Here is a 14,014-nt window from a genome sequence, read left to right as displayed (position 1 = left end):
GCAAACCTTCCGCCGCGCGAAGACAATCGAACGGTCCAACCCCGCCGCCAAGGCGCCCATACAGTGGGCAAACCTTCCGCCGCGCGAAGACAATCGAACGGTCCAACCCCGCCGCCAAGGCGCCCATACAGTGGGCAAACCTTCCGCCGCGCGAAGACAATCGAACGGTCCAACCCCGCCGCCAAGGCGCCCACACAGTGGGCAAACCTTCCGCCGCGCGAAGACAATCGAACGGTCCAACCCCGCCGCCAAGGCGCCCACACAGTGGGCAAACCTTCCGCCGCGCGAAGACAATCGAACGATCCAACCCCGCCGCCAGGGCGCCCATACAGTGGGCAAACCTTCCGCCGCGCGAAGACAATCGAACGATCCAACCCCGCCGCCAAGGCGCCCATACAGTGGGCAAACCTTCCGCCGCGCGAAGACAATCGACCGGTCCAACCCCGCCGCCAAGGCGCCCATACAGTGGGCAAACCTTCCGCCGCGCGAAGACACCAGACCTAAACGTAACGCTCCAAGATGGACGCTTCGGCCAGGCGGGACAGGCCTTCGCGGACGCCGCGGGCGCGTGCGTCGCCGACGCCCTCCACCGCCTGCAAATCCTCGACGGTCGCGCCCAACAGGCGTTGCAGGCTGCCGAAGTGCTCGACCAGCCGGTCCACCACCAGGCTCGGCAGGCGCGGCACCTTGGCCAGCAGGCGGAAGCCGCGCGGGGAGACGGCCGCGTCCAGGGCGTCGCTCGCGCCCGGGTAGCCCAGGGACTTGGCCACGGCCACGAGGTCGATGAGCTCCGTCGCGCTGAGGGCGTCCAGGTCCTCCAGCGCGTCCTCCGCCGAGCGGGCGCGCCGGCCGGTCGGCAGGTAGTCGCGGATGACGAGGGTGCGGTCCGCCTCGACGCCGGCCATCAGTTCTTCGAGCTGGAGGGCGAGCAGGCGGCCGTCGGTGCCCAGCTCGACGACGTACCCGGCGATCTCGTCGGCGATGCGCCGGACCATCTCCAGGCGCTGCACCACGGCCACCGCGTCGCGCACGGTGACCAGGTCCTCGATCTCCAGCGCCGAGAGGGTGCCGCTGACCTCGTCGAGCCGCAGCTTGTACCGCTCCAGCGTGGCCAGGGCCTGGTTCGCCTTGGACAGGATGGCGGCCGAGTCGTCCAGCACGTGGCGCTGGCCGTTCACGTACAGCCCGATGATCCGCATGGACTGGCTCACCGAGATGACCGGGTACCCGGTCTGCTTGGCGACCCGCTCGGCCGTGCGGTGCCGGGTGCCCGACTCCTCCGAGGGAATCGTCGGGTCGGGCATGAGGTGCACCGCGGCCCGGACGATCCGCGTGTTGTCACTCGACAGGACGACGGCGCCGTCCATCTTGCACAGTTCCCGCAGGCGGGTGGCGGAGAACTCGACGTCGAGCGGGAAGCCGCCGGTGCACAGCTGTTCGACCACCCGGTCGTGGCCAAGCACGATCAGCGCGCCCGTGCGGCCCCGCAGGATGCGCTCCAGGCCGTCCCGCAGCGCGGTGCCGGGGGCCATCAGGGCCAAGGTCGCGCGCAAGGGGTCGGCGCCGGGCAGCGCGGCGGCCCAGCCCCCGATGAGGCCGGTGTTGGCGGCGCCCCTGCCGGGCTCGCGGTCAATCGGCACCCGCACAGTCTACGGATGCTCGGACACCAGGTGCTGGTGCGGTATCGACCCAGCCCGTAGAGTGGTCGGATGCCCGCCACCAATGGACGGGCGTGAATTTCCCAGGGACGAGACAGGCAAGGGGTCAATCGCCGGTGGCCGGTCCGGAGCGGATCGAGTGGCGGCGGAGCTTTCCGTCCCGGTCCTTGGGCACCCTGGCGTGGTACGCCGTCTCCGCGACCCTCGCCGTCCTGCTGATCCGCGCGCTGTTCGGCGACGAGCCCGAGACGCTGGATTCGGGCGCCCACAACCCGCTCGCCGACATTCCGATGTGGACGGCGGGGCTGGCCGCGATCGGGGCGGTGCCGGTGGTCCTCGCCGTCGTACGCCGGCCGCGGGTCGGGGCCAATCACTTCGCGCTCACCGTCCGGCCCGGCTGGGTGCGCACACTCGTGCTGCCGTGGTCGCGGGTCGCCGAGGTGGCCGCGATCGAGGCGGGGGGCGAGCGCTTCCTGGCCGTACGGCTGCGGCGCAACCTCGACCGGACCGGCAACAACCCGGGCTGGATCGACCAGAACGTGCTGCGCGAGCTGGTCAAGCTCGACGACCGCCAGTCCCGCGCCGTCGCCGTGGCCGTCCGCCTGCGCGACTTCGGCGGCACCCCCGACGGTCAGCTGGCGTCCCTGGCCGCGTTCGCCCCCGACCAGGTCCAGATCGCGAATCGCCTCTAGACCGAAAGCAAAAGCAAAAAGCGAAAAGCCTAGGTCAGCTGCACCTGTACCGGCTCGCTGACCTTGGTCCCCAGCCGCCCGACGAGCTCGTACTTCCCGGCCGGCGGGGTCTGCTGAGCCGCGCACCCGTTGTTCGTGGCCTTGCCCGTCCAGGTGGTGTTGAACGAGACCTCGATGCCCGGCTTCATCACGGTGGGCTTGGAACCGTGCGGCGCGTCGCAGGCGTCCGAGGACCAGACCTTGCTGGCCGCGACCTGGATGTACAACTCCTGCGAGTCGGCACCGAGGTCGCGCAGGCAGTCGTGGTCGGTGACGTTCTTGATCTTCAGCGTGAGCTTGAGGTAGGCGCCGCGGAACTGCACGGCCTGCTCGGGCGCGGCCACCAGCGACAGGTCGGCGTCGGCGCAGGGCGGCACCGTCGGGCTGGCCGGCGGGGCCGAGGTCGGGGCGGCCGCCGACGTTGCGACCGGCTCGCCGGTGGTCGGGACCTGGATGGTCACCGTCGGTTCCGGCGCGCCGGTCGTCGGGCCGCCCGAGGCCGCCAGCGGGGTGGGCTTCTGGTCGTCCCCGCTGCCGCCGCAGGATGCCCACAGCATCAGGGAAGCGACGACCAGCACCCCGCCGACGATCGCCCGGCGCCGCCAATAGACGCCGGAGGGCAGAGGGCCAACCGTCAGCTTCATGATGTACTCACCGTATCGGGGGAATACCGTTTCGCAGGGGCACCACGCCGTGGTGAGCTACTCCAAGTAGACCTTGCGCGCATACACAGCGTGTGCGCCGGCGACCCGATCGAGGAACAGCAGCCCCGAGCAGTGGTCGATCTCGTGCTGGAGGGCCCGGGCCTCGAAGGCGTCCGTCGCGATCTGGATTTCTTCGGTACCGCCCGGTGCGTACCCGGCCACCACCAGCCGACCGGCCCGCTTGACGTCGCCGGTGAGGTCCGGCACCGACATGCAGCCCTCGCGGCCCTTCTGCCACTGCGAGGCCTCGAGGATGCGGGCGTTGCAGAGCACGAAGGCGCCGTGGACGGTGCGCGCCTTGGGATGCCCGGTCACGTCGACCGCGAACACCTGGGCGCTCACGCCGACCTGGGGTGCGGCCAGCCCGACGCAGCCGGGCGAGACGCGCATGGTGGCGACGAGGTCCTCGGCGAGCTGCAGGATCTCCGGCGCGGTCGGATCGACCGGCTCGGCGGCGGTGCCGAGGACCGGATCGGGGGCGCGGAGGACGGGGAGTACGGCCCCGCTCACAACAGGTCCGCGTCGGCCGGGCGCATCGACACCTCGACGTCGAGGCGCCGCGCCGCGGTGCGCAGGGCCTCGTTGAGTCGGTCGGGGTCGGTGACGTCGACTTCGGCGATGATCACGTAGAGGCTGCCGGACAGCCGGGTGGTCAGGTCGGTGATGTTGCCGCCGGACTCCGCGACGGTGCGGGCCAGCGTGGCGACGATGCCCAGCCGGTCGGCCCCGTGCACGGTGATGACGTGCGGCGTGCCGGCCGACTCGTGCGCGGGCTCCTCGACGACGCTGCGCACGGTGATCAGCAGGGTGCGGTCGGCGCCGAGCGGCTCCAGCGCCGCCTCGACCTCCGCTCCGGTCGGTGGCCCCGCGCACACCAGCGTCATCGCGAAGTGTCCGCGCAGGCGGGTCATGGTCGAGTCGGTCAGGTTGAGGCCCAGCCGGGCCAGGATCTCGGCGACGTCGGCGATGATGCCGGGCCGGTCGTGGCCGATGACCGTGACGGCGTACTCGTTCACGGGGCTTATCCTTGCGTATCGCCAGCCACCGGAACGCACAGACCACCATCGCCGACCACATCGCGGACACCCTCACGCGGTGGTACGAGGCCAACGCCCGCGACCTCGCCTGGCGGCGGCCGGAAGCCTCGCCGTGGGGCGTGCTCGTCTCCGAGGTCATGCTCCAGCAGACGCAGGTGTCGCGGGTCGAGCCGGCCTGGGCGCGCTGGATGGAGCGCTGGCCGACGCCGGCCCACCTGGCCGCGGACCCGCCGGGCGAGGCGATCCGGGCCTGGGACCGCCTCGGGTACCCGCGCCGCGCCCTGCGCCTGCACGCCTGCGCCACGGCGATCGTGGAGCGCCACGGCGGCGTGGTCCCCGACGACGTCGACGCGCTGCTGGCGCTGCCCGGCATCGGCGTCTACACGGCCCGCGCGGTGGCCGCGTTCGCCTTCCGCCAGCGCCACCCGGTCGTCGACACCAACGTGCGCCGGGTCGTGGCCCGCGCGGTCGGCGGCACCGCGGACGGCGGCGCGAACACCACGCCCGCCGACCTGCGTGCCGTGGAGGCGCTGCTGCCCGACGACCACGAGGCGGCCGCCCGCGCCTCGATCGCGTTCATGGAACTCGGCGCGCTCATCTGCACCGCGCGGGCGCCCCGGTGCACCGAGTGCCCGCTGACCGCGGCGTGCGCGTGGCGGCTGGCCGGATCTCCTCCGGCGGACGGGGTCGGTCGGCCTTCCCAGCGGTACCACGGAACAGATCGCTATGTCCGTGGACTCATCATGGCCGTGCTGCGCGCCAGCGACGAGCCGGTGCCGCTCGCGCAATTGGATGCCGTGTGGCCGGATGCCGACCAGCGCAAGCGCGCCCTCGCCGGATTGCTGGGCGACGGGCTGGTGAATCAGCGAGAAGAGACGTATACCTTGCCGGGTTAGGTTGCCGTCCGGACGGGTGGCGTTATTCACCGGAGCAGATACCCATTTCGGGTAGTACTCCGAGGGAATTCCATCGCTAGTCTCAGGTTCGTGCAAGCAATTGGCAGAAGGGCCTTGATCAGCGCGTTGGCCGTGCTGGCCCTCGCCGTCACCGCCTGCGACGAGAAGGTCGACTCCGGCCACAACCAGCTCAACGGGGCCAGCGCGTCGGCCTCCCCGAGCGCCGCGACCCCGCCCGCCGACGACGACGGGGACGACGCCCCGCCGGCCTCGACCGCCGCCACCCCGGCCGGCAAGCCGGGCGCGACCAGGACCACCCAGGCCCCGCCGCCCGGCAACGAGTTCACGGGCCGCCTGCCGAAGTTCGGCCCGCCCCCGACCCCGGCGCGGATCGGCCGGCCGGAGGGCGCGGGCGCGCCGTACTACGCGCGCATCCCGACCGACCAGCCGGTGGCGTTCCTGACCATCGACGACGGCTGGATCAAGCGCCCGGAGGCCCTGGAACTCCTGCGCGAGTCGGGCGTGAAGGTCACGCTGTTCCTGACCATCAATGCCATCCGCGACAACCCCGACTACTTCAAGCCGCTGCGCGACGCCGGCGCCGACATCCAGGCGCACACGCTGACCCACCCGAATCTCAAGGGCAAGTCCTACGACTTCCAGAAACGCGAGATCTGCGGTTCCGCCGACCAACTCGCCCAGTTGTACGGCCAGCGCCCCACCCTCTTCCGCCCGCCCTTCGGCGACAAGGACGCCACCACGCTGAAGGTCGCGCACGACTGCGGACTGACGGCCGGCTTCTTCTGGAAGGAGACGGTGGACAAGGGCATCGTGCGGTACCAGGAAGGCAAGTCGGTCCAGAAGGGCGACATCATCCTGATGCACTTCCGCGACCGTTTCGTCGACGACTTCATCGCCGCGCTCCAGGCCATTTCGGCGGCGGGCCTGACCCCCGCCCTGCTGTCCGACTACATGCCGGCCAAATAGCGGGTCTCGGCGGCGCCCCGGGGCAACAGGCTCCGGAGCGCCGCCTTCCATCCCGCTGGGACAACGAACCACCCGGGCCGGCGCAACAGCCCTTGCACGAACGGTGGAACGGCCCCGGAGTCCTCGATGGCGGGCGCATAGACCGCCCGCCGAACGACTTCCCGCTCGCCGTCGGAGAGCCCACCCAGCACCGCGGGAACCAGGAACTCAGCCAGCCCCTCATCCGACCGGGCGAGCGCGATCAACCGCTCCCGCCGCTCACCGGCCGGATGCTGTGCGAGCCACGCGGCGGCCAGCGCCACCAGCCCCGGCCACCCGTTGGTCAGCAGATGCAGATCAGGCGCGAGCACGTCGGCCGCCTCGGCATCCCCGAACGCCGCGGCCAGCACCTGATAGGTCTCGTCCTCGGCGAAGGCGAGCTCGGCCGCGGTGACGACGACGGCCCCGGCCACACCCGGATCCTGCTCGGCCGCGATCACCACCCCGCGCCGGTTGGCCAGCGCCGAAACGTCGCGCGCGGTGGCCCCGTCGACGGCCGCGAGCCCCTCGGCCGGCACCGCGTCCAGGCCCTGCACGGCCAGGTCCACCAGCACCGCGCCACGAGCGGCGACCCAGGCGTCCAGCAGGGTGCTCTTCCCGCCCCCGACGCCCGCCACGAGCACGACGGGCCCGCGGGCGGCATCCAGCCGAGCCAGCAGCCCCGAGCGCGCAATGGGCCGCCCGGCTGCCCGCCGCCCAAGTCGTTCGGACTCAAACGGAAACCGCCCCTTACTCACGGGCCGCAACTTACCCGCCCTGATGTGCCCTGATGCATTCCGAGTCCCTTGTACGACTCCGGAAGCGGGGCCAAGCACACAAAAAGCCGGGGCCGTGCGGCGAAACGCCACACGGCCCCGGTTCGGGCAGAACTGCTATCGGATCAGGCGGACGTCTCGTCGGAGCCGCCGCCGGTCAGCTCGGCCGGCACCGCGTCCGGCACCTCGTCCGGGCGGTCCGCGCCGCTGAAGACCAGCTTGGACTTCTCGAACTGGGCCGGGTCGCCCTCGCAGTCGATGACCACGATCTGGCCCGGGCGCAGCTCGTTGAAGAGGATGCGCTCGGACAGGGCGTCCTCGATCTCGCGCTGGATCGTGCGGCGCAGCGGCCGCGCGCCCAGCACCGGGTCGTAGCCCTTGTTGGCCAGGAACTTCTTGGCGTTGTCGGTCAGCTCGAGACCCATGTCCTTGTTGCGCAGCTGGGTCTCGATCCGGGCGATCATCAGGTCGACGATGCCGAGGATCTGGTCCTGCATGAGCTGGTGGAAGACGATCGTGTCGTCGATGCGGTTGAGGAACTCCGGGCGGAAGTGCTGCTTCAGCTCGTCGTTGACCTTCTGCTTCATCCGCTCGTAGTTCGACTCGTTGTCCTCCGACGCCTGGAAGCCCAGGGACACGGCCTTGGCCACGTCGCGGGTGCCCAGGTTGGTGGTCAGGATGATCACCGTGTTCTTGAAGTCCACGATGCGGCCCTGACCGTCGGTGAGCCGGCCGTCCTCCAGGATCTGCAGGAGGGTGTTGAACACGTCCGGGTGGGCCTTCTCGATCTCGTCGAAGAGGACCACCGAGAACGGACGCCGGCGGACCTTCTCGGTCAGCTGGCCGCCCTCGTCGTAGCCCACGTATCCGGGGGGCGCACCGACGAGTCGGGACACCGTGTACCGGTCGTGGAACTCGGACATGTCGAGCTGGATGAGCGCGTCCTCGGAGCCGAAGAGGAACTCGGCGAGCGCCTTGGACAGCTCGGTCTTACCCACGCCGGACGGGCCGGCGAAGATGAACGAGCCGGACGGGCGCTTCGGGTCCTTCAGGCCGGCGCGGGTACGCCGGATGGCCTTCGAGACCGCGCGGACCGCATCCTCCTGGCCGACGAGGCGCTTGTGCAGCTCGTCCTCCATGCGGAGCAGGCGGGCCGTCTCCTCCTCGGTCAGCTTGTAGACCGGGATGCCGGTCCAGTTCGCCAGGACCTCGGCGATCTGCTCGTCGTCGACCTCGGACACGACGTCCAGGTCGCCGGCCTTCCACTCCTTCTCCCGCTGGGCCTTCTGCCCGAGCAGCTGCTTCTCCTTGTCGCGCAGCTGCGCGGCCCGCTCGAAGTCCTGCGCGTCGATCGCGGACTCCTTGTCGCGGCGCACCTGAGCGATGCGCTCGTCGAAGTCGCGCAGGTCTGGCGGCGCGGTCATCCGGCGGATGCGCATCCGCGCCCCGGCCTCGTCGATCAGGTCGATCGCCTTGTCCGGCAGGTAGCGGTCGGAGATGTAGCGGTCGGCGAGGGTCGCCGCGGCCACCAGGGCGGCGTCGGTGATCGTCACCCGGTGGTGCGCCTCGTAGCGGTCCCGCAGGCCCTTGAGGATCTCGATGGTGTGCGCCAGCGACGGCTCACCCACCTGGATCGGCTGGAAGCGCCGCTCGAGGGCGGCGTCCTTCTCGAGGTGCTTGCGGTATTCGTCCAGCGTGGTCGCACCGATGGTCTGCAGCTCGCCACGGGCCAGCATCGGCTTGAGGATGCTCGCCGCGTCGATCGCGCCCTCGGCGGCACCCGCACCGACGAGGGTGTGGATCTCGTCGATGAACAGGATGATGTCGCCGCGCGTGCGGATCTCCTTGAGCACCTTCTTCAGGCGCTCCTCGAAGTCACCGCGGTAGCGGGAGCCCGCGACCAGCGCACCCAGGTCGAGCGTGTAGAGCTGCTTGTCCTTGAGCGTCTCGGGCACCTCGCCCTTGACGATCCGCTGGGACAGCCCCTCGACCACGGCGGTCTTGCCGACGCCGGGCTCGCCGATCAGGACGGGGTTGTTCTTGGTGCGGCGGGACAGCACCTGCATGACCCGCTCGATTTCCTTCTCCCGGCCGATGACCGGGTCGAGCTTGCCCTCGCGCGCCGCCTGGGTGAGGTTGCGACCGAACTGGTCGAGCACCAGGCTGGTGGACGGGGCCGCCTCGCCGGGGGCGCCGGTTCCGGCCGCGGCCGGCTCCTTGCCCTGGTAGCCGGAGAGCAGCTGAATGACCTGCTGGCGGACCCGGTTGAGGTCGGCGCCCAGCTTGACCAGCACCTGGGCGGCGACGCCCTCACCCTCCCGGATCAGGCCGAGGAGGATGTGCTCGGTGCCGATGTAGTTGTGCCCGAGCTGCAGGGCTTCCCGCAACGACAGCTCCAGCACCTTCTTGGCGCGTGGCGTGAACGGGATGTGCCCGCTCGGCGCCTGCTGGCCCTGGCCGATGATCTCCTCGACCTGCTGGCGGACACCCTCCAGCGAGATGCCGAGGCTCTCGAGCGCCTTGGCCGCCACGCCCTCACCCTCGTGGATGAGGCCGAGCAGGATGTGCTCGGTGCCGATGTAGTTGTGGTTGAGCATCCGGGCTTCTTCCTGCGCCAGGACGACAACCCTTCGTGCTCGGTCGGTGAACCGCTCGAACATCCCTGCTCCTCACGTGCCGTGTCCGTCGCCGCCGCTTCTACGCGGAACCCCGTTCGTGGGGGGTCGCCACGCCGAAGCTCTGTCGGACGCCAACGTGACCGTGCCATCACTCTATCGCCGAGGACCGACACAGTGCGGGGTGTGCGGCGTTGCCGCACCCCACATTCGGCCGGTGGTCCCGCCGTTCTTTGACTGCCTACCCTCCGGGAACCACGTGTACCCGGCGCTTTCGACCAACGTTGGCAGACGGCTGCCTGTTCCAGCACCCCGCGCCGTACGCCAAGAGCGAAATCGGACGGTCAGACACAGAACACCCACCGTAGCTGAACCGCTACGATGGGTGTCTGGAGCGTCTGGAATCGTACGGTGCGGACCAAAACGCGCTATCGCCCCGCTTCGGCATTAAAGCGGTCGACGATTTCCTGCTTGATCCGGCCGCGGTCGGACACCTTGATGCCCTTGTTCTGGGCCCATTCCCGAATCGCCTTGTTCTGCTCGCGATCGGCGGCCGCTCCGCCCCGGCCACGCGCGCTCGCCGCGCGCCCGCCGACAACCACGCCACCCCGCCCGACCTTGGTCCCGGCGGTGAGGAAGGGGCCGAACGCATCGCGCAGCTTCGTTGCGTTCTTCTTGGACAGGTCGATCTCGTACTGCACGCCGTCGAGCGCGAACTTCACCGTCTCGTCGGCTTCTCCACCGTCGAGGTCGTCGACCAGCACGTGGATGGTCCGCTTGGCCACTGTCGTATTCCCTTCGAGGAAGTCCGCCCCGCTCGTTGTGCGATTGCAAAGATAACGTAGTAAGGCCGACCCGCGTCAACGGTACGCCGAAACCGGCCGCTCGCACCAAGGCCAAAGGGATCGTTTCCCTGCGGCAATAACCGGGGACGATGTCCGAGGTCCGGCGGGGTGGGGCCACTGCGCCGACGGGTTCAGGAATAGCCCGAAAGCAATGCGCGCCGTACAGATCTGTGTCGGGCGCATTGCTAAGTGTGACGAGCTGCAGAATGCCCGTCGGCGTACGGTTGCTCGCGTGGACTTCAGCAAACACGCGTCATCGTTCGGGGCGGCCGCCGACCTCTACGACCGAATCCGCCCGCGCTATCCCCTGGAGGCCCTGCGCTGGGCCCTGGGCGAGGCGCCCCGGCGGATTGTCGACCTGGGCGCCGGGACCGGCATTCTGACCCGCCAGCTGCGCGAGCTCGGCCATGACGTCATCGCCGTCGAACCGGACGACGAAATGCGCCGGCAGATCGACGGCGACGCCCGCGCCGGCAGCGCGACCGCCATTCCCGTCGAGGCGGAAAGCCTGGACGCGGTCACCGCCGGACAGGCCTATCACTGGTTCGCCGGTGAGCCCGCACACACCGAGATCGCCCGCGTCCTCAAGCCGGGCGGGTGGTTCATCCCGATCTGGAACGTTCGCGACGAGTCCGTGCCCTGGGTCGCCGAACTGTCTGACGTCTTCGACGGCCACCGCGCCCGAACCGCCATCGACGAGCGCACGCTCACGCCGGATCAGTTCGGGCCATTGTTCAGTACCGCCGAATTGCAACTCTTCCGCTGGAGCACGCCGCACACCGTCGACTCGCTGGTCGACCTGATCAAGTCGCGCTCGTATTACCTGGTCTCGGACGCCGACGCCCGCGCCGCGCTGGAGGCAAGGGTGCGCGAGCTGGCCGTCCGCACCCTCGGCGACCAGCAGACCTTCGCGCTGCCGTACGTGACGTACGCGTACCGAAGCAGCAAGCTCTAGGTGTTTCGCTCGAAGATCAGGCGCAGCCCGATGAGCGTGAGCATCGGCTCGTGATGGGTCACGCTCTGGCACTCCCCGATCACGATGGAGGCGAGGCCGCCGGTCGCCACGACGGCCTTGACCTCCCCGCCCAGCTCGGCGGTCACCCCGCGGACCACCCCGTCCACCTGGCCGGCGAAGCCGTAGACCACGCCGGACTGCAGGCACTCGACGGTGTTCTTGCCGATCACCCGGGGCGGCTTGACCAGCTCGACCTTGCGCAGCTGGGCGGCGCGGTCGGCCAGCGCGTCGACCGAGATCTCGATGCCGGGTGCGAGCACGCCACCGAGGAACTCGCCGCGGGCCGAGACGACGTCGAAGTTGGTCGAGGTGCCGAAGTCGACCACGATCGAGGGGCCGCCGAAGAGCGTGAACGCCGCCAGGGTGTTCGCCACGCGGTCGGTGCCGACCTCTTTCGGGTTGTCGATGGCCAGCTGGACGCCGGTCCGCACGCCGGGTTCCACGATCACGGCGGGCACGTCGCCGTAGTACCGCTGCAGCATCGTGCGCAGCGAGCGCAGGGCGGCCGGCACGGTCGAGCAGGCCGCCACGCCGGTCAGGGACACCGCGTCGGTGGCGAGCAGACCGCGGTAGAGCAGGCCGAGCTCGTCCGCGGTGGCGCGCGAGTCGGTCTTGATCCGCCACGAGTGGACGATCTTCTCGCCCTCGAAGGTGGCGAGCACCGTGTTGGTGTTCCCGATGTCGATGCAGAGCAGCACCCCGGAAGCCTAACCAACGGCCGTTCAATTACGATCGCGTGCCAATGATCCTGCTCGCGCTCCTGCCCGTGCTGACGCTGGCGTTCACGGCCGTCGTGATGCGGCCGCGGGCCGAGGCCGATCGTGGACTGGCCGTCATCCGCGCGGCGATCGCCGTGGCGGTCGGCGCGGTCCTCGTCGTCGAGCTGTTCTCGCTGCTGCACTGGATTTCTCCGGTACCGTTCGTCGCCGCCTGGCTCGCCGCCACCCTCACCACGGGCTGGCTGGCCTGGCGTTCACGACCGGAAAAGTCCGAAAAAACCGAAAAAACCGACAAACGGGCACGGAATCCAGCAGCGATCGTCGTGCAGGTCGTCGTCGGGCTGCTCGTCCTCAGCGAACTCGTCCTCGCCCTGGCCAGCTCGCCCAACAACTTCGACTCCAACAGCTACCACCTGCCCAAAATCGAGCACTGGGTGGCGGGCGGCGACCTGGCCAACTTCGCCACCGCGCAGACCCAGCAGATCATCCTCGTGCCTGGCGCCGAGTTCCTGCTGCTCCACCTGCGGATGCTCAGCGGCGGCGACGGACAGTACAACCTCCTGCAGTTCTTCGCGGGTCTTCTCGGCGCCCTCGCCGTGGCCCGGTGCGCCGCCCAGCTCGGCGCCGGCCGCACCGGCCAGTGGCTGACCGCCGCCGTCTTCCTCACCGCCCCGGCCGTCGCCCTGGAGTCCACCAGCACCCAGAACGACCTGGTCGTCACCGCCTGGGTCGCCTGCGCCGCCACCCTCGCCCTCGACGCCCGCCGCACCCCCGCCGGCTGGCCCAACACCCTGGCCCTGGCCGGCGCCGCGGGCCTCACGATGGTGACCAAGACCACCGGCGCCATGGCGTTGCTGCCGATCCTCATCTACTGGGCCGTCTGCCGTTTCAAGGAGCGAAAGCAGCTCTTGTACGGCACGTGCGCCGTCCTCGCCGCCAGCGCCCTCCTGTCCGGCCCCTCGCTGCTGCGCGTGCAGGAGGCGTTCGGTTCGCCGTTCGGCCCGCCCGGCTACCGGGAAGCGCTCTCCACCACCCGCCACGACCCGCCCGCCATCCTCGTCAACGGGCTGCGGCTCGGCGCCTCGACCCTGCTGACCCCGCTGGCCGGCGTCAACGAGGCGATCGGCGGCTCGGTCATCCGGATCGCCGACGCGGTCGGGGTGGACCCGAACGACCCGAGCATCACCCAGTGGCGCAGCATCTTCCCCGGCGACCGGTGGAAGCCCGACGAGGACCGCTCGCCGTACCCGATCCAGTCGGCCCTGGTCCTGCTCGGCACCGCGCTCGGCCTGGGCTGGAAACGCACCCGCGGCTACGCCCTGCTCGTCCTCGGCGCGCTGCTCACCACGGCCGCGATCGTGAAGTGGCAGTACTGGGGCAACCGGCTGATCCTGCCCGCTTTCGCCGTCGCCACCCCGCTGGCCGGCTACATGCTGGAGCGGGCCCTGCATGTCGAACGCCGGGCGGTCCGCTGGGCGCTGAGCGCGCTGGTCGCCGTGGTGCTGCTGGCCGGAGCGGCGCACGCGTACATCGCGGTCTACTACGGCCAGCCCCGCCGGCTCGTCGGCCACGCCTCGGTGTTCACGCTGGACGACTGGCAGGAGCGCTTCGCCCGCATGCCCGACCAGGCGGCGAGCTACCGCACCGCGATCGACCAGGTCCGGGCCGGCGGCGCGAAGCGGGTCGGGCTGGTGATGGACGGGGACCTGTGGGAGTACCCACTACAGGTCGAGCTGCGCGACAAGCAGCTGATCGAGCTGCAGTCAGCCGTCCCCGGCCGGCCGGCCGGGGACGTGACGACGGTCGATGCGGTCATCTGCGTGAGCGCACAGGACGTATGCCGGCGGACTGTGCCGGCGAACTGGCAGTACAACCGAATCGACCAGTTTGTAACGACGGCCTTTCCGAGCTAGGTCTCGGATGGTCTGACCGGCACCGTTGGCTACCGTTCGATGTCCTGAAGAACAGTGGGGGAGCTTCGCTCCACCCACACCCCCTCAAGACCGCACCGGG

13 protein-coding genes are annotated in these 14,014 nt (G+C 70.2%); 5 read left to right on the top strand and 8 right to left on the bottom strand.

Annotated elements, in window-relative coordinates; genetic code table 11:
- Nucleotides 1-500: 500 nt before the first annotated feature.
- On the bottom strand, nt 501-1,640 hold the full coding sequence (disA, locus tag ACQP00_RS01315) for a DNA integrity scanning diadenylate cyclase DisA (RefSeq protein ID WP_433213092.1): 1,140 nt from the start codon (nt 1,638-1,640) through the stop codon (nt 501-503).
- 185 nt (nt 1,641-1,825) lie between these two features.
- Here disA and ACQP00_RS01310 point away from each other — a divergent pair, with 185 nt between their 5' ends.
- Nucleotides 1,826-2,350: a hypothetical protein gene (locus ACQP00_RS01310; protein WP_433213089.1), complete on the top strand. Its 525-nt coding sequence runs from the start codon at nt 1,826-1,828 to the stop codon at nt 2,348-2,350.
- Nucleotides 2,351-2,379: 29 nt separating this feature from the next.
- On the opposite strand, the gene ACQP00_RS01305 is transcribed toward ACQP00_RS01310, so the two are convergent.
- Genes ACQP00_RS01305 through ACQP00_RS01295 form a run of 3 tightly spaced genes read right to left on the bottom strand, consistent with a single transcriptional unit; the run spans nt 2,380 to nt 4,109 of the window.
- Nucleotides 2,380-3,033: a hypothetical protein gene (locus ACQP00_RS01305; RefSeq protein ID WP_433213086.1), complete on the bottom strand. Its 654-nt coding sequence runs from the start codon at nt 3,031-3,033 to the stop codon at nt 2,380-2,382.
- Nucleotides 3,034-3,090: 57 nt separating this feature from the next.
- Nucleotides 3,091-3,603, bottom strand: a complete 513-nt coding sequence (gene def, locus ACQP00_RS01300; protein ID WP_433213083.1) for a peptide deformylase — start codon at nt 3,601-3,603, stop codon at nt 3,091-3,093.
- Entirely contained in the window at nt 3,600-4,109 is a 510-nt protein-coding gene (locus tag ACQP00_RS01295) for a glycine cleavage system protein R (protein ID WP_433213080.1), read from the bottom strand. The genes def and ACQP00_RS01295 overlap by 4 nt, the downstream gene beginning before the upstream one ends.
- A gap of 11 nt (nt 4,110-4,120) precedes the next feature.
- On the opposite strand from ACQP00_RS01295, the gene ACQP00_RS01290 reads away from it, so the two are divergent.
- Entirely contained in the window at nt 4,121-5,026 is a 906-nt protein-coding gene (locus ACQP00_RS01290) for an A/G-specific adenine glycosylase (RefSeq protein WP_433213077.1), read from the top strand.
- Between the two features lie 114 nt (nt 5,027-5,140).
- A complete protein-coding gene (locus ACQP00_RS01285) occupies nt 5,141-6,013 on the top strand; it encodes a polysaccharide deacetylase family protein (RefSeq protein ID WP_433213074.1) in 873 nt (290 codons plus the stop codon).
- On the opposite strand, the gene ACQP00_RS01280 is transcribed toward ACQP00_RS01285, so the two are convergent.
- From ACQP00_RS01280 to ACQP00_RS01270, 3 genes are all read right to left on the bottom strand, one after another.
- Nucleotides 5,995-6,789, bottom strand: a complete 795-nt coding sequence (locus ACQP00_RS01280; RefSeq protein WP_433213071.1) for a hypothetical protein — start codon at nt 6,787-6,789, stop codon at nt 5,995-5,997. The genes ACQP00_RS01285 and ACQP00_RS01280 overlap by 19 nt on opposite strands.
- A gap of 143 nt (nt 6,790-6,932) precedes the next feature.
- On the bottom strand, nt 6,933-9,467 hold the full coding sequence (locus ACQP00_RS01275) for an ATP-dependent Clp protease ATP-binding subunit (protein WP_433213068.1): 2,535 nt from the start codon (nt 9,465-9,467) through the stop codon (nt 6,933-6,935).
- A 383-nt stretch (nt 9,468-9,850) separates the two neighbouring features.
- A complete protein-coding gene (locus ACQP00_RS01270) occupies nt 9,851-10,207 on the bottom strand; it encodes a histone-like nucleoid-structuring protein Lsr2 (protein ID WP_350546334.1) in 357 nt (118 codons plus the stop codon).
- Nucleotides 10,208-10,499: 292 nt separating this feature from the next.
- Here ACQP00_RS01270 and ACQP00_RS01265 point away from each other — a divergent pair, with 292 nt between their 5' ends.
- Nucleotides 10,500-11,222 carry a class I SAM-dependent methyltransferase gene (locus ACQP00_RS01265; RefSeq protein WP_433213065.1) on the top strand — a complete coding sequence of 241 codons (723 nt, stop codon included), beginning with the start codon at nt 10,500-10,502 and terminating at the stop codon, nt 11,220-11,222.
- On the opposite strand, the gene ACQP00_RS01260 is transcribed toward ACQP00_RS01265, so the two are convergent.
- A complete protein-coding gene (locus ACQP00_RS01260) occupies nt 11,219-11,980 on the bottom strand; it encodes a type III pantothenate kinase (RefSeq protein WP_433054866.1) in 762 nt (253 codons plus the stop codon). The genes ACQP00_RS01265 and ACQP00_RS01260 overlap by 4 nt on opposite strands.
- A 44-nt stretch (nt 11,981-12,024) precedes the next feature.
- Here ACQP00_RS01260 and ACQP00_RS01255 point away from each other — a divergent pair, with 44 nt between their 5' ends.
- Entirely contained in the window at nt 12,025-13,914 is a 1,890-nt protein-coding gene (locus ACQP00_RS01255) for a hypothetical protein (RefSeq protein WP_433213062.1), read from the top strand.
- Nucleotides 13,915-14,014 lie beyond the last annotated feature (100 nt).

Origin of the sequence: Dactylosporangium sp. CS-047395, from assembly GCF_050942185.1 — a bacterium.
In the GTDB taxonomy this organism is placed as follows: Bacteria; Actinomycetota; Actinomycetes; order Mycobacteriales; family Micromonosporaceae; genus Dactylosporangium.
The sequence above is the reverse complement of the archived record's forward strand: the minus strand, read 5'-3'. Positions and strand labels throughout refer to the sequence as shown.

Excerpts from the sequence above, each read along its gene's own strand:
- ACQP00_RS01305 (WP_433213086.1), bottom strand. The coding sequence starts at position 3,033 with ATGAAGCTGACGGTTGGCCCTCTGCCCTCCGGCGTCTATTGGCGGCGC.
- ACQP00_RS01275 (WP_433213068.1), bottom strand. The coding sequence starts at position 9,467 with ATGTTCGAGCGGTTCACCGACCGAGCACGAAGGGTTGTCGTCCTGGCG.
- ACQP00_RS01255 (WP_433213062.1), top strand. The coding sequence starts at position 12,025 with ATGATCCTGCTCGCGCTCCTGCCCGTGCTGACGCTGGCGTTCACGGCC.